The sequence below is a fragment of the Lutibacter oceani genome, from assembly GCF_003384935.1.
Classification (GTDB): domain Bacteria; phylum Bacteroidota; class Bacteroidia; order Flavobacteriales; family Flavobacteriaceae; genus Lutibacter; species Lutibacter oceani.
In genome coordinates, this window is the sequence record NZ_QTTQ01000009.1 from 841,181 (window position 1) to 862,160 (window position 20,980).

20 protein-coding genes are annotated in these 20,980 nt (G+C 27.0%); 11 read left to right on the forward strand and 9 right to left on the reverse strand.

Annotated elements, in window-relative coordinates; translation table 11 throughout:
* The first annotated feature begins 16 nt into the window (after nucleotides 1-16).
* The 4 genes from BX611_RS03755 to BX611_RS03770 all read left to right on the forward strand — a co-directional run bounded on the left by BX611_RS03755 (nucleotide 17) and on the right by BX611_RS03770 (nucleotide 5,244).
* A complete protein-coding gene (locus BX611_RS03755) occupies nucleotides 17-1,819 on the forward strand; it encodes a carboxypeptidase-like regulatory domain-containing protein (protein ID WP_115878207.1) in 1,803 nt (600 codons plus the stop codon).
* 2 nt (nucleotides 1,820-1,821) lie between these two features.
* Nucleotides 1,822-4,287 (forward strand): hypothetical protein, encoded by a 2,466-nt coding sequence (locus tag BX611_RS03760; RefSeq protein ID WP_115878209.1) that lies wholly within the window; start codon nucleotides 1,822-1,824, stop codon nucleotides 4,285-4,287.
* Nucleotides 4,288-4,363: 76 nt separating this feature from the next.
* Nucleotides 4,364-4,681: a Sec-independent protein translocase subunit TatA/TatB gene (locus BX611_RS03765; protein ID WP_115878211.1), complete on the forward strand. Its 318-nt coding sequence runs from the start codon at nucleotides 4,364-4,366 to the stop codon at nucleotides 4,679-4,681.
* Nucleotides 4,682-4,683: 2 nt separating this feature from the next.
* Entirely contained in the window at nucleotides 4,684-5,244 is a 561-nt protein-coding gene (locus BX611_RS03770; protein WP_162880037.1) for a phosphatase PAP2 family protein, read from the forward strand.
* Here BX611_RS03770 and BX611_RS03775 read toward each other — a convergent pair.
* The 6 genes from BX611_RS03775 to BX611_RS03800 form a co-directional block, all read right to left on the reverse strand.
* Nucleotides 5,241-5,888, reverse strand: coding sequence for an O-methyltransferase (locus BX611_RS03775; RefSeq protein WP_115878215.1), 648 nt, complete (start codon nucleotides 5,886-5,888; stop codon nucleotides 5,241-5,243). The genes BX611_RS03770 and BX611_RS03775 overlap by 4 nt on opposite strands.
* A 74-nt stretch (nucleotides 5,889-5,962) precedes the next feature.
* Nucleotides 5,963-6,208, reverse strand: coding sequence for an anti-sigma factor family protein (locus BX611_RS03780; protein ID WP_115878217.1), 246 nt, complete (start codon nucleotides 6,206-6,208; stop codon nucleotides 5,963-5,965).
* Between the two features lie 11 nt (nucleotides 6,209-6,219).
* Nucleotides 6,220-6,786, reverse strand: a complete 567-nt coding sequence (locus tag BX611_RS03785; RefSeq protein ID WP_115878219.1) for a sigma-70 family RNA polymerase sigma factor — start codon at nucleotides 6,784-6,786, stop codon at nucleotides 6,220-6,222.
* A 75-nt stretch (nucleotides 6,787-6,861) separates the two neighbouring features.
* Nucleotides 6,862-7,317: a nuclear transport factor 2 family protein gene (locus tag BX611_RS03790; RefSeq protein WP_115878221.1), complete on the reverse strand. Its 456-nt coding sequence runs from the start codon at nucleotides 7,315-7,317 to the stop codon at nucleotides 6,862-6,864.
* Between the two features lie 4 nt (nucleotides 7,318-7,321).
* Nucleotides 7,322-11,380 carry a PAS domain S-box protein gene (locus tag BX611_RS03795; RefSeq protein WP_115878223.1) on the reverse strand — a complete coding sequence of 1,353 codons (4,059 nt, stop codon included), beginning with the start codon at nucleotides 11,378-11,380 and terminating at the stop codon, nucleotides 7,322-7,324.
* A gap of 46 nt (nucleotides 11,381-11,426) precedes the next feature.
* Nucleotides 11,427-12,221: a sensor histidine kinase gene (locus BX611_RS03800; RefSeq protein ID WP_115878225.1), complete on the reverse strand. Its 795-nt coding sequence runs from the start codon at nucleotides 12,219-12,221 to the stop codon at nucleotides 11,427-11,429.
* 198 nt (nucleotides 12,222-12,419) lie between these two features.
* Between BX611_RS03800 and panB the strand changes: the two genes are divergently transcribed.
* From panB to BX611_RS03825, 5 genes are read left to right on the forward strand one after another with little or no spacing between them, the layout of a single operon-like run.
* Nucleotides 12,420-13,238, forward strand: a complete 819-nt coding sequence (gene panB, locus BX611_RS03805) for a 3-methyl-2-oxobutanoate hydroxymethyltransferase (protein ID WP_115878227.1) — start codon at nucleotides 12,420-12,422, stop codon at nucleotides 13,236-13,238.
* Entirely contained in the window at nucleotides 13,238-14,176 is a 939-nt protein-coding gene (locus BX611_RS03810; RefSeq protein ID WP_115878229.1) for a 2-hydroxyacid dehydrogenase, read from the forward strand. The genes panB and BX611_RS03810 overlap by 1 nt, the downstream gene beginning before the upstream one ends.
* 26 nt (nucleotides 14,177-14,202) lie before the next feature.
* Nucleotides 14,203-14,673, forward strand: a complete 471-nt coding sequence (locus BX611_RS03815) for a DUF1801 domain-containing protein (protein ID WP_115878231.1) — start codon at nucleotides 14,203-14,205, stop codon at nucleotides 14,671-14,673.
* The gene (locus BX611_RS03820) at nucleotides 14,673-15,059 is read left to right on the forward strand and encodes a VOC family protein (protein ID WP_115878233.1); all 387 of its coding nucleotides are present in this window, start codon (nucleotides 14,673-14,675) and stop codon (nucleotides 15,057-15,059) included. Before BX611_RS03815 ends, BX611_RS03820 begins: the two co-directional genes overlap by 1 nt.
* 38 nt (nucleotides 15,060-15,097) lie before the next feature.
* A complete protein-coding gene (locus BX611_RS03825; protein ID WP_115878235.1) occupies nucleotides 15,098-15,385 on the forward strand; it encodes a TM2 domain-containing protein in 288 nt (95 codons plus the stop codon).
* Between the two features lie 17 nt (nucleotides 15,386-15,402).
* On the opposite strand, the gene BX611_RS03830 is transcribed toward BX611_RS03825, so the two are convergent.
* From BX611_RS03830 to BX611_RS03840, 3 genes are read right to left on the reverse strand one after another with little or no spacing between them, the layout of a single operon-like run.
* Complete coding sequence (locus tag BX611_RS03830; protein ID WP_115878237.1) at nucleotides 15,403-17,241, reverse strand: GNAT family N-acyltransferase; 1,839 nt, start codon at nucleotides 17,239-17,241, stop codon at nucleotides 15,403-15,405.
* A gap of 38 nt (nucleotides 17,242-17,279) precedes the next feature.
* Entirely contained in the window at nucleotides 17,280-18,527 is a 1,248-nt protein-coding gene (locus tag BX611_RS03835; RefSeq protein ID WP_115878239.1) for an aspartate kinase, read from the reverse strand.
* A 1-nt stretch (nucleotide 18,528) separates the two neighbouring features.
* A complete protein-coding gene (locus tag BX611_RS03840) occupies nucleotides 18,529-19,005 on the reverse strand; it encodes a GNAT family N-acetyltransferase (RefSeq protein WP_115878241.1) in 477 nt (158 codons plus the stop codon).
* 122 nt (nucleotides 19,006-19,127) lie between these two features.
* Between BX611_RS03840 and fbp the strand changes: the two genes are divergently transcribed.
* Both fbp and BX611_RS03850 read left to right on the forward strand, forming a co-directional pair.
* Entirely contained in the window at nucleotides 19,128-20,150 is a 1,023-nt protein-coding gene (gene fbp / locus BX611_RS03845) for a class 1 fructose-bisphosphatase (RefSeq protein ID WP_115878243.1), read from the forward strand.
* Between the two features lie 195 nt (nucleotides 20,151-20,345).
* Nucleotides 20,346-20,954 carry a superoxide dismutase gene (locus BX611_RS03850; RefSeq protein WP_115878962.1) on the forward strand — a complete coding sequence of 203 codons (609 nt, stop codon included), beginning with the start codon at nucleotides 20,346-20,348 and terminating at the stop codon, nucleotides 20,952-20,954.
* Nucleotides 20,955-20,980 lie beyond the last annotated feature (26 nt).

The following is a 20,980-nucleotide window of genomic DNA, read 5'->3' on the forward strand; positions in this document are numbered from 1 at the left end:
AAAAAATAATTGTATTATGAAAAAGTATGTATTTATATTATTAGTTTTATTTTCCATTTCAAGTTTTTCTCAAACCTTTATTGAAGGTTTTATTTTTGACAAAAAAACAAATGAATCATTGCCTTATGCAACTATAAAAATTATTAGTGATATTAATTATTATACCATTACAAATGAAGATGGAATGTTTGAAGTCTATGATAAGTTTGCAAATGATTCTATAGAAGTTAGGTTTTTAGGTTTTATCCCCAAGAAAGTTCCAATATCTTATTTTAAAAAAAGCTCAAAGCTTTATTTAACACCCAAAGTAAATCAACTAAATGAAGTAATTATTGTAGCACATAAAAACAAAAATTACACCTATGATTTACTTAGCAGCTTAATTCAAAAATATCGAAATAAAAATCTGATAACTGAAAGTAAAGCGTTTTTATCTGTAACATCGTCAGCAAGAACAATTCCTATTGAACATATAGAAGGTTTTTACAATAGTAACCAAAGTTTATCTGATGGAATTAAAGCCTTAAAAATAAAAAGTGGACGGTTTGGTCAAAATAAATTATTCCCTTTTTATAGTTTAAACAATACAGATATATTAAATGATTTTCACTTTTTTAAAACATCGAAGCAAATTTTACCAATATACCCTGGAAATTTATCAGCTGGTGCTATTAAGGGTAAATATTTTGTGAAAATTGATGCGTGTAATTCCTGTAGTGATGGAGATGTTTTAATATCCTTTATTCCCAAAAAAACTAATGGTAGATTTTTTTCGGGGAAAATATTATTTAATGAACAAACATTAACTGTTAAAAAAATTGAACTTGAAATAAATAATCCAATTGTAAATGGGTTGTCCTCTATAATTGAGAGTGATATTATAACTCCAAAAAAAATAAACCTTAACATTAATTTTAATCCTTTAGATTTTGAAAAAATTCAACATATTGATTTCACATTTATAATGGATTATAAATCTGAAAAATCTAAAGAAATTATAGAATCCCATTCATTTTTATATTTCTATGATTATCACAACCCATTTGATGAACCTTATTTTACCAATAATATTAGTTTTAATAATGATTATGATAATATTACAGCTTTGCAAGCAACAGAAGATTTTTGGAAAGCCAATTATCAATTTCCTAAAAGTTATAATGAAAAAAGATTTAAAGATTTTTTCGAAAAATATGGTTATTTAATAAACTATGAAAACACAATCCCGTCTGATGATTTAAAATATACGAAACCATCAGTTATTTTATGGAATAAAGATAAGCGTCTTGAATGGAATAGTATAAAGCAAGATTTAACAACTATTAAAAAAGGAAGCAACCCTAAAAGCAGAAATTTTGGAGCTAATATGAAAGCTGATAAAATTTATCATTCCATTGCTGATATAAATAAAGCAAATCCATTTTCAGACAACTATAAAAAGTTTAATTTCAGTTTTTTACTTGATCAATATAAAAACGAAAATGAAGAAAAAAAATTTATAACCAGGACAATTTTTGATAGAAATTCATCTTACTTCAGGAATGAACGTACAAATAAAAAATTGGTTTACATCAACTTGATTTTTGACATATATGAATATTACCGTCAAAATTTAGATACACAAATTAACAACAAAATGACTTATGGTGAAGTAAAAAAAATGTGTAACGAAAAATTTGAAGAGGCTTCTTCAACCGTTGAAAAAATGAAAGAAGAAACCAATTCTGGCTTGAATTTTCAAGAATTATATAAATGGAATAGTAAAATTAAAGACAAGTTAGGGGTTAACAACTATTTACTAATTATGAATCAGGAATAATCATGAAAAATTTAAAAACATTAATAATATTATTATTCCTTTTCAGCTCCCATTTTAGCTTTTCTCAAGAAGTTGATATAAATAGTTCAATTATTGAACCTTTTCAAAGTGAAGCTTTATTTAGAGAAAAAGTGTTTATTCATATTAATAAAACAAGGTTTTTTAATAAAGAAAATATTTGGTTTACAGCTTATGTCTCTAATGATTTTGACAATTCCCCTTCAGACTATACTACAAATCTTAAAGTAAATTTATTAAATGATAAAGGAGCTTTAATTGAAAGCAAAAATATATTTATTCAAAAAGGGGTTGGTATTGGTGATTTTTTAATTGCAGATAACTATTCTGGCAAATATTATATTCAGGGCTATACCAATTATATGCAAAATTTTGGTCTTGAAAATACATTTATTCAAGAAATTGAAATTATAAATCCGTCTGAGAAAAAAGAAATTGACAATGAAAAATACATAAATAATTATGACATTCAAGTTTTTCCTGAAAGTGGTTATTTATTGGAAGGAATTGAAAACATAGTTGGTATAAAAGTATTAATTAATGGGAAAGGATATCCTTTTTTAGGTAAAATTGTTAATTCCAAAGAAAAAGAAATTACCACTTTTGAAGGAAATCCGTTTGGAATGAGTAAATGTAAATTTACTTATAACAAAAACGAAACTTACAAAGCATTTGTTACTATTAACGGTACTATTAAAAAAATCGATTTACCAAAGGCACATAAAACAGGAATCAATTTTAGTATAGATAACACAAATTCTGATAAAATTATACTCACCCTTAAAACAAATAAAGAGACATTACCAACTCTAAAAAATGAAACATTAGCACTTATTTTTTATAGAAATAACTATATAAGTAAAGCAGTAACATTATCACTAACAAGCAATGAAGAATTAACTCAAAAGTTAGTTTTTGAAAGGAGTGAAATGCAACATGGAGTTAATATTGTTACTTTATTCAAAAATAATCAACCTATTGCGGAACGTAAATTTTTTAATGATAAGGAAAGTGAGCAAAGTGCTATTTTAATTGAAGAACTTAAAACAGAAAATGATTCAACAAGTTTTAAAATTCGAACTATAAATTCAGATTTTAAACCAATTTTAGCCCAGCTAAGTATTTCAATACTTCCAAAAGATTCTAAAGTTTTTAAGGAAACGCAAACAATAAAAAGTGCATTTCTGTTATCCCCTTATATTAAAGGGGGTATTGAAAACCCTTCATTCTATTTTAAAAATACCAATCCGAAAGAAAAGGAATATTTAGATTTATTACTACTAAACCAAGGATGGAGTACTTATTCTTTGGAAGAAAAAATCAAAGAAATTAATCCAAAAGAGAAGTATGTTTTTGAAAGTGGATTTATACTAAAAGGTAATGTAAAAAAAGCACCTAAAGGATATGATATTGGAATTTTATCTAAAAAGAATAGTTTGGCTGCATTCAGTAATCTTAATGAAGATAGAGAATTTACTTTAAAAAATGTATTTGCATATAAAAATGATTCCGTAAAAATTGCCTTTATTAAAAAGAACGAGCCTTTAGTAAAACCAAATGGAGTTTCTTTTATTAAAACTGAATCTGTTTCTAATAGTTCTAATTATAATACTTTCATAAATAATTCTAAACTAAGAATTGAAGAAGGAAGACTAGATGTAAATGAAAAGAAGAATTCTTTAAACTACAAGTATTATCCAAATATAGAATTGTTAGATGAGGTAATGCTAAAAAATGTAAAAACAAAAAAGAAGGCAACAATTTATGATATAGAAGCAAATTTAGCTTTAAAACACAATGTAATATCCTCGGGTTTTTATAAAAATAAAAAGGTTACTAAACAAATGGAGATAATGTATCAAACTGTATTTGATTATTTTATGAGTTTAGGATATATTAAACGGATTAATTTGGATACATATCAAATTGTTCTTAGACGTACACCAGCGACTTTAAAAGGTGCTGGATCAGGTGTATTCCCTCCTAGGATTTATATAAATGATCAGCCCCTAATTAGAGATATTACATTAATTATTGAAAGGTTACAAGGAATAACTATGTCTGATATTGATGAAATATTAATAAATAAAAGCGGTGGCGGTGGCGGAATGGATGGTACAGGAGGTATTATTAAAATTTACATTAAAAAAGGAGATCGTAATTATTTTGAAGAAGAAGGCAAAAATTTATATGAAAATTTAGTATTGCTTACAGGTTTTGATAAGGCTTCAAATTATTACAAGCCTCAATATAATATTTACTCTAAAGAAGCTTTTAATTGGACAGAAATAGATTGGAAAAACTTAATACAAACAAATGAGAAAGGTGAAATAGTAATTAAAATTCCAACAAATGAATTTTCAAATGAGTTTCAATTTATTATAAATGGTTTTTCAGAAGAAGGTTTGTTGTTTCATGATATTTACAAATCAGGGAATGATGGTTTTTAATGAAGAATAAATTATTTTTTATGGATTGATTTTAAAATAAGGTTTTTAAGTATCTTTGTGTTTTAAACATTTTAATATGTATCTATTTATCAGCGGAGCTGAAATATTTGTAGTGTTAGTTATTGTAGTAATGCTATTTGGTGCAGATAAGTTACCTGAAATTGCTCGTGGCTTAGGTAAAGGAATGCGTCAAATTAAAGATGCTACTAATGATATTAAACGAGAAATAAAAAACAGTGCCGAAAAAAATGACATTGATATTGATATAGCTTCTAATATTAGAAAGGAAATTAACAAAGTAACTGATAATTTTGAGGATTTATCTGATCCTGTTAAAAAAGCAAAAGATACTATTGTTGATGAAATAACTGGTCCTATTAAAAGAAATAAGTAATTTTGGAATTACTTAATTCACTTATTGAATACGATAAACAATTATTACTTTTTTTACATTCAAAAGGATATACATTTTGGGATGGATTTTGGTTATTTATAACCTATCCTCCACATTGGATTCCATTATTTTTCCTGTTATTTTATTTGGGTTTTATAGCATTTGGACTTAAAAAAGCTTTATACATTGCAATTTTTACTGCTTCTAGTGCTGCAAGTTCTTTAATACTTGTAACTATTATTAAAAATTATTTTCAAAGGTTACGTCCAATAAATGACACTTCAATTAATAAATCTATAAGAGTGATTGTTGAATATAACGACTTTAGTTTTGTTTCAGGACATTCTACTGTTTCGTTTACCATTGCTTTTTTATCATTTTGGGTTTTAAAAAAACAGTATAAATTTACTTTTTTGGTGTTTATTTTCCCTTTATTATTTGCTTATAGCAGAATTTATTTAGCAGCTCATTTTCCAATTGATATTTTATTTGGAATGTTTTTAGGGTATTTAATTGCTCTAATTTTCTATAAAATAACCAATCAATTTGTATTAAAAGATTAATGCTTTTTTACTCTACTTATAGTTAAACCATCGCGAATAGGAAGTAATACTGTTTCAATTCTATCATCTGAATTTAATAGTTTATTATATTCTAAAAGGACTTTAGTGTCCATATCTTTTGGATTTACTTCTTCAATAATTTTACCACTCCATAAAACATTATCAGACAAAATAACACCTCCTGGATTCATTTTATCAATTATTAAATTAAAGTAGTTTATATAATTAGTTTTATCAGCATCTATAAAAACTAAGTCAAATTTTTTATTTATTGTTGGAATAATATCAATTGCATTTCCTATAAACTGATTTATTTGAGAGTTATATTCGGATTTATCAAAATACTTTTTTGAAAAACTCTCTAATTCTTCGTTTTTATCTATTGTAATAAGCGTTCCATCTTTTTGCATTCCTTCAGCCAAACACAATGCAGAATATCCTGTATAAGTTCCTATTTCTAGTATGTTTTTAGGGTTTATCAATTTGGAGATCATTGCCAAGATCCGACCTTGAAACCCACCACTTAACATACGGGGATTTAATACTTTTTGCCAAGTTTCTTTACTTAATTCTTTTAATATTTCAGGTTCTTTTTGAGAATGTTCTATAACATAATTTTCTATAGCCTCAGGTAAAAAATTCATACTTTTTGTTTTAAATGTACAAAAAAACGGAACTTATTTTAAGCCCCGTAATTTATTTGATTATTTAGTAGTAGTTATATTTTTTCTTTTATTTGTTTTTCCATAACCTCTTTTTCGTCTGCGCACAAACAATGTTTATTGCCTTCCTCTTTTTTATGCTTTTCATAACATTTAGTCATTACATTATTTTGTTTACTGTATAAACCACAATTTTTACATAATAATAAATGGAGATTTAACTTTAATTTTTCCCAAAAAGTAGCTTCGCTGTATTGACTTTTATCGCATATTTGGGTAGCTTCATCACAGGTTAATTTCATTTTAAATTTATTTAATTTCTAAACCAATTATCTTCCATACATTTTCTTAGTTGAGTTCTGGCTCTGTGGATAATAACCCAAAGATTTGACGATGTTATCTCAAGTTCCTTACATATTTCTTCGGTTTCAAATTGTTGTATTGTTTTCATTCTAAAAACCATTGCATATTTTTCTGGTAAATTATTAATACACTGTTCCAAAACAACACTTAATTCATCATTCTCTATACTTTTTTCAAAAGCATTATCCCAAGAATTAGGTACTCGCTCTTCAATCCACTCACCTTCTCTTTCCCCATCAGTATAAAAATTCATTTTAACTTCTGCCTTACCTTTTGCAGAGTTTATTTTTCTGTAATGATCTATAATTTTTCTTTTTAATATTGAAATTAGCCAGGTTCGCTCACTTGCTTTTCCCTGAAAATTATCTTTTGCTTTTAGTCCTGCAAAAAAAGTATCCTGCACTAAATCTTTAGCCAAATCATGATTATTAATTCTACTAATTGTATAATTAAACAAATAATCGGCGTGTAGAGTAACCCACTTTTCCGGGTTTAACATGTGCTTTTTTAATGGCATTGCTTTATAACTTAAAAGCTAAAATAATTATTTGTTTAGAATAATTCTAAATTTAATTTTATAATATATACTATTTTAATTACAAACTTTTCTTCTAGTATCAACAATATAAATTATTTCCCAATTTCCGTTATTTTTAAATAACTGAAACGAGTTAACCCCACAATGGCTGAATTCTCCATTTAAATAAAACTCATAAGGTGCCCAAACATTTGCCATATTTGTATCTATTTTAATATTAAAAGACATCAATTTTTCAAACCAAATATCGTTAGGGTTTTTATTAGAAATAGCCTTTAAAAAGTTTTTTTTAGATGAAGTAATTAATGTAGTTTCTTTATTTTTATTTACAAAAATAGTCTGCAGTATAAGTGTTGTATCTGTTACTTTATTTATTAGTAATGTATCAGCTTTATGCATTCCTTCAAAAAAACTATTAATACAGGTTTTTACTTTTTCTGCTTCATTTTTATTTTGTGAATTCATTTGAAAACACATGAAAATTAATACATAAAAAAGTAAGTTTTTCATTTTTTTAATTAGAAAACTGATGAATTAATTTAAAAAGTTTTTTCCTGTCAATTGGTTTGGTTAAATACGCATCAAAACCTTTGTTTAAAGCATTTTCTTTATCAGATTCCATAGCAAATGCTGAAAGTGCAATTATAGGTAGTGTTGGTTTAATCTTCTTAATTTCTACCATTGCTTCATTTCCATTCATTTGTGGCATTTTAATATCCATAAAAACCATATCAATTTCTGGATTTTTTAATGCAAAATTAACAGCTTCAATACCATTTACAGCTTCAATAATTTTATAATCTGTAGCTGAAAATAATTCATTTATATAAAGCATATTATATTCTTCATCTTCAGCTATTAAAAGTGTAATTTGCTTATTACTACCGTTAGTAATTTTTTTTATCTCTTTTTCAATCACTGTATTTATAATAGGTTTCTTAACTTGATTATACGGGACTGTAAAAAATACTTTTGTTCCTCGGTTATCAGACTCTAACCACATTTCACCCTTAAATAATTCAATAAATTTTTTAGAAATTGCCAACCCAAGTCCGGTTCCTTTCTTTTGTTTATTTAGGTCTAAATCAGCCTGAATAAATCTATCAAAAATTTTAGTGTGTAATTTTTTATCTATCCCAATTCCTGTATCTTTTACATAAAATTCTAGATTCTGGTTTTTAAGTTGATAACCTAATTCAATGGATCCTTTTTCAGTAAATTTTAGAGCATTAGAAAGTAAGTTTGTAAGTATTTGATGTAGTTTTGTTTTATCTATTTTTATCATGCAATCATTATCAGAAAGTCCTTTAACACACGTTAAAGTAAGTTTGCTTTCTTTAGTAATAGGAGTATAAAAGGCACAGAGACTATCTAAAAGTTGATTTACGTTTACATTGGAGTAATTTAATTGAACAACACCTGCTTCAATTTTAGAGATATCCAAAATATCGTTTACAATAGATAGTAGCTGTTTACTACTATTTATAACAATTTTAGCATATTCTTTTCGTTCACTTTCAGATAAATTAGCATCTAAAAATAATTCTGAAAATCCAATAATTCCATTCATTGGCGTTCTTATTTCATGACTCATATTTGCTAAAAATGCAGATTTTAATCTATCAGATTCCTGTGCTTTTATCAAAGCATTTTTCAATTCATTTTCAGCATTTTTATTTTGAATAGAAACGCTAATTTGATTTGCGACAAATTCTAATAATTGTAAATCATTAAAATTGTATGCCTTTTCATCTCTATAACTTTGAACAACAATAGCTCCAAACACTTCATTTTGGATTTTTAATGGAGCTCCAGCCCATATTTTTGTTGGTTTTCCAACCATTTCAATAATACCACTTTTAATTAATTTTTTATGGTATTCCTCATTAACCAATAAAGGTCTTTTAGATTTAATAACATGACCTGTTAATGATTGTTTTGCCGGAAACTCAATTGTGTCATCTTTTTCATCAACTACATAGGGTAAACTAATAATATCATTATCCTTATTGTATAAGGCAATATAAAAATTAGTTGTATCTATAATTTTGTGTAATTCATTTTTAATAAAAATACTAAATTCATTAAAATCTTCTATAGTTAGGGCCGCTTTTGAAATATTGTATAAAACACCTTCTAATGTTTCTTTTTTTACTCTTTCAGTAATGTCTTTAACTACCGCATGAATTGTTGGTTTATTATTATATTCTTCAATTTTTGTTAGAGATACTTCTGCTGGAAAAACTTGTCCGTTTTTTCTTTTATGATACCATCTAAATCGATTACTACCATTTTCCAGAGCAATTTTCATAACATCTTCTGCTTTTTGAAATGAATTATCCCCTCCAGGTTGTTCTTTCGGGGAAATTTGAGAAGGGTGTAGTTTTAACAAATCTTCTTTGCTGTTGTACCCAAATATTCTCAAGGTAGATTCGTTACAATCAACAAATAAACCTTCTTTTAAAATCATAACTGCATCTATAGATTTTTCAAAAATATCACGATACTTTTTTTCAGATTTTTCTAAAAGTATTTTTGAATTAACCCTTTCAGTAATATCATCAATTAAACATGCTGAACCTATTCTTTTATTTTGAGAGTCTTTTAATGTTACACTATACCAATCGCAAATTATAATGTCCCCGTTTTTGGTTATATTTTCATTAGTATTTCTAAAAGTTCTGTCTTCAACAAAAGAAGTCTCTCTTAGTTTTTTCATCTCCTCCATTAAATAGGGAGGTGTTAATAAATCTGCATTAATTTTACCTACTACTTCTGAAGCTTTATAGCCAAAAATTCTTTCAGCCGATTTATTCCAATCTAAAATTTTAAAATCTAAATCCCAAATAATTGATGCTAGCGGTGTATTGTTAAATTGATATTTTAATCGCTGGTTACTTTTAAACAATAAATCTTCAATATTTTTTTGCTCTGTAATATCTTCTACAATACCATGAATATGGGTTACTATGCCATTTTCATTTACTGAACTGTAAAAACTACCTTCAACCCATTTAATTTTACCTTTTTTTGTAATAATTCGAAACGGCTTCGGTTTAAAACTTTTTGAAGTTTTACTTTTTGCTAATTTAAATACTACTGATCTTATTTTTGGTAAATCTTCAAAATAAACGGTTTCGTGAATTTTAACTTTACTTGCTAATAAATCTTTATAAGAGTAGCCAAATAAATTTTTTGTGTTTTCTGAAGCAAAAACAACTGGAAAATCTCTTTCATTTTTACATCTTATAGCTACTGAAGTACTTTTATTAATAATATTATAAGCTTCTTTAATTTTATTTTCAGAAAGTTTTTTATCAGTTATTTCTTGAAAAAAAATTAACATTTCATCTTTAGATGGAATCATTCTATTTTCAAACCATTTATCCCAAGGAGCAAAGTAATTTTCAAAACTTTTTGGTTTTTTTGTTCTTAAGGTATTTTGGTATTCGTCATAAAATAAATCCCCTTCCTTTTCTGGAAATTCTTTCCAAATTTGTTTTCCAATAAGTGATTTGGCTGATTTACCTAATAATTTTGCTGCCTTTTCATTTACATATAAATACCTGGAATTTTTATCCAAAATAACAAAGCCATCTTTTATACTCGAGAGTGTGTTTGAAAGTAAGTTTTTTGTTGTGTTAAGTTTTTGCTCAAAAATCACATTTTCTGTAACATCCTGCCCAATCCCAATAATTCTTGAAATTTTGTCATTTTCAATTATAATACTTCTTTTTTCATGAATGTATTTTAATTTTCCGCTTTTTGTGAAAATTCTATATTTTAAATTTTGATCTGGATTTTTTAATAGATTTTTTACATCAAAATTATTTACAATATGTTTATCTTCATTATGAACAAATGACAAATAATATTCTAAACTTATTTTACTTTCTTGTGGATTTACTTCAATTATTTTATAAGCCTCATCAGTCCAACTAATTTCGTTTGTTTCAAAATCATAAAACCAACTTCCAATTTTAGCAATTGATTCAGATTCTTTATACCTCTTTTCACTGTTTGCTAACTCCTTACGTATACGAACTCTTTCCGTTATATTTTCAACTGAAACAATTACGTTTTCAAGCGTATTTTCATTTCCATCAACTACATTAAACTTTATAAGTATATCAAATTCTTCACCAACCAAAGTTTTATTAACAGATTCTATTTCTGTTTCTTTTGTGCCTAATAAAATATCTACAACCAGTTTAGAAAAACCTTTATTTGATTTTTTTGTAAAAACTTTATTGAGGTTTTCATATAGTTCTTCCTTATTTTTGGCTTTATATAATTTAACAGCTGTGGCATTTACATCTTTTATGGCTACCAATGAAGCTAGCTTAGGAATAATAGTTGGATTGTTATTAATATAGGTTTTTACATCAGTATTGTATTTTTTAACAAGCGAATCCATGTATTTTTTTGCCTCTGAAAAATCTTCAATCCAAAGTGCAATAGGCGCATGTTCAAAAAAAGTGAAATATTCATCACAACTAACTTTATCAATTTTTGTTTGATTTGAAACTTCAGAATTTTCTTGAGGTATATTTTTTAAGTTTCTTTTAGCCATTGTAAGTATTTGGTGGGGTTTTAAAAACGTATAAATATATAATTTATTAATTAATTGGTAATGTTATTGTTATAGTAGTTCCCTTATTAAAAATACTTTCCACCGAAATTTCTCCAGCATGTTGTTTAATAATTTTTTCTGCAATTGAAAGTCCTAAACCAATACATTTTTTATTATTAACATCATACGTATTTACTACAAAAAATTCATTAAAAATTTTTGATAAATCACTTTCTAAAATTCCTATTCCTTCATCAGATATTATGGTATTGATAGTATTATTATTTTTTACTACTTCTATTTTAATTTTGGAATTTTCATTAGAAAATCGAATTGCATTATTTATTATATTTTTTAAAGCTAAGCCAATTTTTTCTTCATCAATATTTAATATGATTGGCTCTGCTGAAATATTTTTAACAAATTCAATATTTTTAGCCTGTACTAATTCGTTAAAATTATTTATTACATTATTTAAAACTTCGGTATAATTTTTTAATTGAAAATCGTATTCAACATGTTGAGATTTTATTCTCTGAAAACTTGAAAAAGAATTTAATAACTCAATTGCGTATTGTGATGAATTATTGATTATTTGTAAATGCTTTTGTAATTTTTCTGTATCATAATTTTCAGTATCTTCTAATATCATATCAGAAAAAGAATATACAATACCTATTGGATTTTTTAAATTATGAGTTAGTACCGAAATTAATTTATCATTTTGATTATTAACTACTTTTAATTTATTGGAAACAACCTTTAATTGAACACTCAATTCAACAATTTTATCTTCAAGTTGGTTTGTGTAATTATTTGAATTGTCTTCAATCTTTCCCACTATATAAACATTTTTAGTAAAAATAATTGTAATATTATAATATTCAAACTTTTAAACTCAATTTTATCAATATAAATGCGTTTTTTAAAAAAATTCAATACTTCTCTAAGATTTTCCCAATAATATACTTAATAATTTATGTGTTATATAAATCCTAAATTTTACTACTTTTACCTTTTACGATTTAAACAAAAATAAATGTCGACTGCAAAAAAAAATTATAAGAGAATTACCACCAAAAGTTTGGTGGAAATGAAAAATAATGGTCAAAAAATTGCAATGCTCACAGCTTACGATTATACCATGGCAAAAATTGTAGATAATGCTGGTATTGATATAATTTTAGTAGGTGATTCAGCTTCAAATGTAATGGCTGGCCATGAAACAACATTACCTATTACATTAGATCAAATGATTTACCATGCAAGTTCTGTTGTAAGGGCAATAGAAAGAAGCTTGGTTGTGGTTGATTTACCTTTTGGAAGCTATCAGGGAAATTCCAGAAGCGCTTTAGATTCTGCAATTAGAATTATGAAAGAGTCTGGCGGTCATGCCGTAAAATTAGAAGGTGGAAGTGAAATAAAAGAATCTATTTCAAGAATTTTAACCGCAGGAATTCCTGTTATGGGACATTTAGGATTAACACCACAATCCATTTATAAATTTGGATCGTACACCGTAAGAGCAAAAGAGGAAGAAGAAGCCGAAAAATTAAAAGAAGACGCCTTACTTTTAGAACAACTGGGCTGTTTTGCTTTGGTTTTAGAAAAAGTACCTGCAAAATTAGCTAAAGAAGTTGCAAAAAGTATTTCAATTCCAGTTATAGGAATTGGAGCAGGAAATGGTGTAGACGGACAAGTTTTAGTAACACATGACATGTTGGGAATGACCCATGAATTTCATCCAAGGTTTTTAAGAAGATATCTTGATTTATATTCAGAAATGACCAATGCTTTTAAAAACTATATTTCTGATGTAAAAAGCTTGGATTTTCCTAATGATGATGAACAATATTAATGAAAGTATTATTAATAGATACCAATCATCCATTACTTAAAAGTGGTCTAGAAAAACTAGGTTGCATTTGTGATGAAGATTATAATTCTTCAAAAGAAAAAATTGAAGAAAAAATTTTCAATTACAACGGTATTGTTATTAGAAGTAGGTTTAAAATTGATAAAACATTTATAAATGCTGCTACTAATTTAAAATTTATAGCACGTGTTGGGGCTGGTCTTGAAAGTATTGATGTTGAATATGCTGAAAAAAAAGGAATACATTTAATCGCTGCACCCGAAGGAAACAGAAATGCTGTTGGAGAACACGCTTTAGGAATGATTTTAGCTCTTTTTAATAACTTTAAAAAAGCAGATCTCGAAATTAGACAAGGAAAATGGCTTCGTGAAGAAAATAGAGGAATAGAATTGGAAGGCAAAACTATTGGCATAATTGGTTATGGTAATATGGGAAAAGCTTTTGCTAAAAAATTACGCGGTTTTGATGTGGAAGTTATTTGTTACGATATAAAAAATAACGTGGGCGATGAAAATTGCAAACAAGTTTCTTTAAAGGAATTACAACAAAAAACAGACGTTTTAAGCTTACATACTCCATTTAATGAATTATCTCATAAAATGGTAAATACTAATTTTATTGCTGCTTTTAAAAAGCCTTTTTACCTTATAAATACCGCACGTGGATCAGCAGTTATAACAGATGATTTGGTTGAAGCCCTTATAAATAAAAAAATTCTAGGTGCCTGCTTAGATGTATTAGAATATGAAAAATTATCTTTCGAAAATTTGTTTGAAAATGATGTTTTACCCGAAGCTTTTGATTATTTAATTCATTCAGAAAAAGTCTTATTAACTCCTCATATTGCCGGTTGGACGGTTGAATCAAAAATAAAATTAGCACAAACAATTGTAGATAAAGTTAAAGCAAAATTTTATTAATTTTATTCAATAAAAATTATTTCATTATGAAATATAAGGCTGACTCTCCAGAAAATTATATCAATCAAGCTCCTGAAGAAAGGCAACCTATTTTAAAAAAATTACGCAAAACTATTTTAAACAATTTACCAAAAGGATTTGAAGAAGGCATTCAATACGGTATGATTGGCTATTATGTACCTCACAGTATTTATCCTAATGGTTACCATTGCACACCTAAAGAGCCATTACCTTTTATGAGTTTTGCTTCACAAAAAAATTCAATAAATATTTATAATTCTGCCATTTATGCTAAACCAGAAATTTACGATTGGTTTATTGCTGAATATCCAAAACACTGCTCAAGAAAATTAGATATGGGCAAAAGCTGTATTCGTTTTAAAAAAATAGATGAAATTCCGTTTAACTTAATTGCTGAGTTATGTAAAAAAATGACTGTTGATGAATGGATTCATCTTTATGAACAAAATTTAAAAATAACTAAACATAAAAATTAATTATGAAGCGTGTAACAGGAATAGGAGGATTGTTTTTTAAAACTAAAGATCCTAAATCAACAAAAGAATGGTATAAAAAACATTTAGGCTTTAATACCGATGACTGGGGATGTACATTTTGGTGGAAAGATAATGACGGAAAAAAATGCACAACACAATGGAGCCCTTTTGAAAAAGATTCAAAATATTTTGAGCCTTCAAAAAAAGAATTTATGTTTAATTATCGCGTAGAAAACTTAGTTGAACTTATAAAAACCTTAAAAGAAGAAGGAATTACTGTTGTTGGTGAAATTGAAGAATATGATTATGGAAAATTTGGTTGGATTTTAGATAACGATGGAAATAAAATTGAACTTTGGGAACCTAAAGATGTTGCTTTTTTATAATATTTATTTTGTACTTTTAATATTCTAATAATTAAGTTATGGATGTAATTGATGAAAATGGAAATGTAATTCCAAAAAGTAAAGAAGAAAGCAAAAGAGTTTTAGCTGGAATTTTAGGAATCCTTTTAGGTTCTTTAGGAATTCATAAATTTATACTTGGGTATACAACTGAAGGTATTATTATGTTTGCTGTTACTGTTGTTACATGTTTTGTTTTTTCGCCTTTAACGGGTTTAATTGGTTTAATTGAAGGCATTATTTACCTAACAAAATCTGATGAAGAATTTATTTACATGTATCAAACTAATAAAAAAGGATGGTTTTAAACTAATAAATTTAGTTACTAATTACCCTCTAAAGAAGAAAACTTGGTTTTAATTTCAATACCATCGTTTTCCAGGCTGCTTTCAAGTTCGGCCTGAAACTCTTCCATAACTGGTTTAACTGTACTTTCAGGAATATCTGCAACCCTAATATACATTAATCCGTCAACAGCATTGTTAAATTTTGGGTCTACATTAAATGCTACTAAACGCGCATTTTGTTTTACATATTTTTTAATAAGAACCGGAATTCGAAGCGCTCCAGGTTCAATTTCATCAATAATTTTATCAAATTTGTTCATATCAGCTTTTGTAGCATCAAAAACAAAATCTTTATCTGCATCTTTTAATTTTACCTTGTATTCTTTTTTAGGATGAATGTATTGTGCAATATAAGGATCGTAATAATGAGATTTCATAAACTCAATCATTAACGATTTTGAAAAGTTAGAAAATTGATTGCTTATGCTAACTCCTCCTATTAAATATTTATATTCCGGATGACGTAATGTTATATGAACAATCCCTTTCCAAAGTAAAAATAAAGGCATAGGCTTTTGCTGATATTCTTTAATAATAAAAGCACGTCCCATTTCAATAGAATTCTCCATCATTGAATATAGTTCAGGTTCAAACTTAAAAAGGGTGTGTACATAAAAACCTTCAATGCCATGTTTTTTATAAATTTCTTTTCCTAAACCCATTCTATAGGCTCCAACTACTTTTTTTGCATCGTTATCCCATAAAAATAAATGATGATAATACCCATCAAATTTATCTAAATCTATAGATTCATTTGTACCCTCTCCAACTTCTCTAAAGGTAATTTCACGCAAACGCCCAATCTCAAATTTTAAATTTGGAATTTTTTTGCTCTGTGCAAAAAACACTTCATAATTTTTACTCTTTAATAATCTTCCATTTTTTTCACGGAGTGTATCTACTTCCTGAATTATTCTATCATTATTTTTCTGACAAACAATTTCTTTAGGTTGCTTTGCTTTTTTTAATGAAGGTGCATTAATAGTTTTAGATTCTTTTTCAAAAGGGTTTGCCAGCATATATGTTTTTCTACGAATAAAATCACAATAATCTTGTGTGTTTTTATATTCGTTTTGATCTATAACAGAGATTGGTTTCCCTATTCTAACTTTAATAACGCGTTCCTTTTGAGATAATAATTCAGATGGTAGTTTGGCAGTTCTTAATGTAGGATTCAATTTGGATAAAAAATAGAACATTCTGCTATTTTTTGCATGAAAATAAATAGGAATAACCGGTACTTTTGCTTTTTGAATAAGTTTTATAGCACCTTCTTCCCAAGGTTTATCAACTATTAATTTTCCATCTTTATATGTGGATACTTCGCCAGCAGGAAAAACGCCTAAAGGAAATCCTTCTTTTAAATGCGATAAGGCACTTTTAATACCAGTTAAACTTGACTTTGCGTCCTTTCTATCTTCAAAAGGGTTTACAGGCATTATAAATGGCTTCATGGGCTCAATTCTATGCAATAGAAAATTACCAATTATTTTATAATCTGGTCTTTTTTCAATAAGAAGTTTTAACAGTAAAATACCATCAATTCCGCCAAGTGGATGATTTGAAACTGTAATAAATGCACCCTCTTTTGGAATCCTTATTAAATCCTCTTCTGGAATTTCAAATTTTATTTGAAGGTCATCTAAAAGTTCAGAAAAAAACTCTAAATCTTTTAAATGTTTATGTTTATTGTAAATTTTATTTATGGTGGAAATCCTTAGTATTTTCATTAATAACCAACCAAAAAATGTACCTATAAATCCGTATTTATCAAGATTTATTACTTTCGAAATTTCTTTCGGTGTTACTAAACTCATTTAATTTAAATTAACGGTAATTACAAAAATACATAAAATTATTGCATAACAAGTTGTACAGTTCCTTTTGTGGTTTGTTTTAAAAGAACAACTCCTTTTTCTTCCACCAAATCAATAGCATTTTGAGTAGCATGTCTTATTGTATATAATAAAACATTGTTAACAAAACTTATGTTATATTTTAATTTAATTTTTGATAAAAAAGTTTCAAAATTATTGAATTTATCTTCAATACAAACTGAAAAACTTAAGGCCGAATTTTGAATCAGGTTTACTTTTAATTTATTATCATGTAAAGTTTTAAAAATATCACTCAAATTATGTTCCACCATAAAGGAAAAATCTAAGGCCGAAATTGAAACTAAAATTTGTTCTTTTTTTAAAATATAACAAGGTATTTCTGGTAATAAATTAAGGTTTTTACCAACTGTTGTTCCTTTTAAATCTAAATTATAAAACGAACGAACATATAAAGGAATATTTTTATTTTCGAGTGGTTTTATTGTTTTTGGATGTATTACAGAAGCTCCAAAAAATGCCATTTCAATAGCTTCACTATATGAAATTTGTTCTAATAGTTTAGCATCTTCAAAATAACGAGGATCAGCATTTAAAACGCCAGCTACATCTTTCCAAATTGTAACACTTTCTGCGTTTAAACAATAAGCAAATATAGCTGCAGTATAATCAGAACCTTCTCGACCTAAAGTTGTTGTTTTATTTTTTGAATTACTGCCTAAAAAACCTTGAGTTAAAAATAAATTATTTGTATTTAAAGCATTAATATTTATAGTAGTTTCTTCCCAGTTTACTGTTGCATTTCTATAATTTATATCTGTTTTTATATAATCTCTAACATCTATCCAACTATTGTTAATCCCAATTTCATTTAAATAAATACTTATAATTTTTGTTGAAAGCAATTCTCCAAAACCAACAACTTGATCGTAAATAAAATTATAATCGGTTGATTTATTTGTTGCTAAAAACCCACTTAATTGTCCAAATAATTGCTCAAGATCAAATAAAATAACATTTTTTTTATTTTCAAATAAATTGTCAATTATTTCAATATGAAAATTTCTTACAAATTCAATTTGTGCTGCTAAATTATTTGTTTTATAATAATATGCATCAACAATTTTTTCAATGGCATTGGTCATTTTTCCCATAGCCGATATTACAATAAGTGTATCTTCAAATCCTTCATGTTTTAAAACACGAACTACATTTTTCACACTTTCAGCATCTTTTACTGAAGCGCCTCCAAATTTAAATACCTTCACGTTATTTGTTTAAATATTTTTTCATTGAAACCCTATCTATTTGAGCCGTATCCCAATCTCTTAATACTTTAGCGCCTGTACTTTCGTAAAACTCAATAGCTGGTTCATTCCAATCTAAAACATTCCATTCTATTCGCTTTACACCTTTATTATAACCATATTCAATAACTTTTTTATACAAGGAGCTACCAATTTTTAAACCTCTTTTATTTTCTGTAACAATTAAATCTTCCAAATGAATTGTAGGACCTTTCCAAGTTGAATATCTAGGATAAAACAATGCAATACCAACTATTTTAGCATCCATTTCGGCAACAAATATTTTAAAAAGCGGAGTTTCTCCAAAACCATCTTTTATCAAATCATCAACAGTAACTTCTACAGCATTAGACTCTTTCTCAAAATGAGCCAATTCTTTAATTAAATTTAATACAGCTGGCATATCCGCTTTTTCTCCATCTCTAATAATAAAACTCATTTTTATCTAATATTAATTAAGTAAAAGCTAAAGTAAAAAATCTTTATTCAAACTATAAAACTATTCTGATTCTTTTTCAAAAAAAAATCTAGACCTTTGCATAATAATTAACTAATAAAAAAATGAAAAATAACAATCTTACATTAGGTGAATTTATAATTGAAAATCAAAAGCACTATAAATCTACAACAGGTGAATTTTCAAGATTGTTAAGTTCTATTAAATTGGCAGCCAAAATTGTAAACTACAAAGTTAATAAAGCAGGTTTAGTTGATATTTTAGGGGATGTAGGAGATACTAATATTCAGGGTGAAGATCAGCAAAAATTAGATGTTTATGCTAATGAGGTTTTTATGGAAACCCTAATAAACCGTGAAATTGTTTGTGGTATTGCAAGTGAAGAAGAGGACGATTTTGTTTCGATTAAAGGTAAGCGAGGCACAAATGAAAATAAATATATTGTTTTAATAGATCCTTTAGACGGTTCTTCAAATATTGATGTAAATGTATCTGTAGGTACAATTTTTTCAATTTATAAACGTATAACTCCAGTAGGAAGCCCTGTTGAAATAAAAGATTTTTTACAATCTGGAAGTCAACAAGTTGCTGCAGGATATGTGGTGTATGGAACCTCTACAATGTTGGTTTATACTTCAGGTCATGGTGTAAACGGATTTACATTAAACCCAGCAATTGGATCATTTTATTTATCGCATCCAAATTTTAAATTTCCAGAAGAAGGAAAAATTTATTCAATAAATGAAGGTAATTATGTTCATTTTCCACAAGGTGTAAAGGACTATTTAAAATATTGTCAGGAAGAAAAAGATAATAGACCTTATACTTCTCGTTACATAGGTTCTTTAGTTTCTGATTTTCATAGAAATATGATAAAAGGCGGAATTTATATGTACCCAACAAGTGCAATTGGACCAAAGGGAAAATTACGTTTATTATACGAATGCAACCCAATGGCCTTTTTGGCAGAACAAGCAAATGGGAAAGCAACCGATGGTTATAGAAGAATTTTAGATATAAAACCAACAGAACTACACCAACGTGTTCCATTTTTCTGTGGAAGTAAAAAAATGGTTGAAAAAGCAGCAGAATTTATGGCAAAATATCCTGAAGACGGGGATTATTAAGTTGTTTTACCTAGGCTAGGAATAGATATTTTTTTAATAAGTAAGTGATTTTTAATGCTTTGCAAATTTCTGCGAAGTGAAATTTTAACTAAACAATAACATTAAACAATAGCAGTATAAGGATATTCGATTTTTTTGAATGAAAATCGTTCGCTACCTTTGGATAGAATTAATAATAAACTAAAAAATACAATTATGGCTTTTGAATTACCAAAACTACCGTACGCTTATGATGCGTTAGAACCACATATTGATGCAAGAACTATGGAAATTCACCATACAAAACATCATCAAGGTTATACAAACAATTTAAACAATGCAATTGCTGGAACAGCTTTAGAAGGAAAATCTATTGAAGCTATTTTAGGTGATTTAGACATGAATAACATGGCTGTTAGAAATAACGGTGGTGGATTTTATAATCACTGTTTATTTTGGGATGTAATGAATCCTGAAGGAAAAGGATATTTATCTGGAGAATTAAAAGATGCAATTATTGCAGAATTTGGTTCAGTTGAAGCATTTAAAGATGCATTTGCCAAAGCAGCAGCTACTCGTTTTGGTTCAGGATGGGCTTGGTTATGTGTGCACAAAGGAGGAAAAGTTGAAATTTGCTCAACTCCAAATCAAGACAATCCATTAATGCCAGGTGTTAGCTGTGGAGGTTTTCCAATACTAGCAATAGATGTTTGGGAACATGCATACTACTTACATTATCAAAATAGAAGACCAGATTATATTAATGCATTTTTTAATGTAATAAACTGGAATCATGTTGAAAAATTATATGCTGAAAACAAATAATATTTTTAATAAATAGGTTAAAAAAC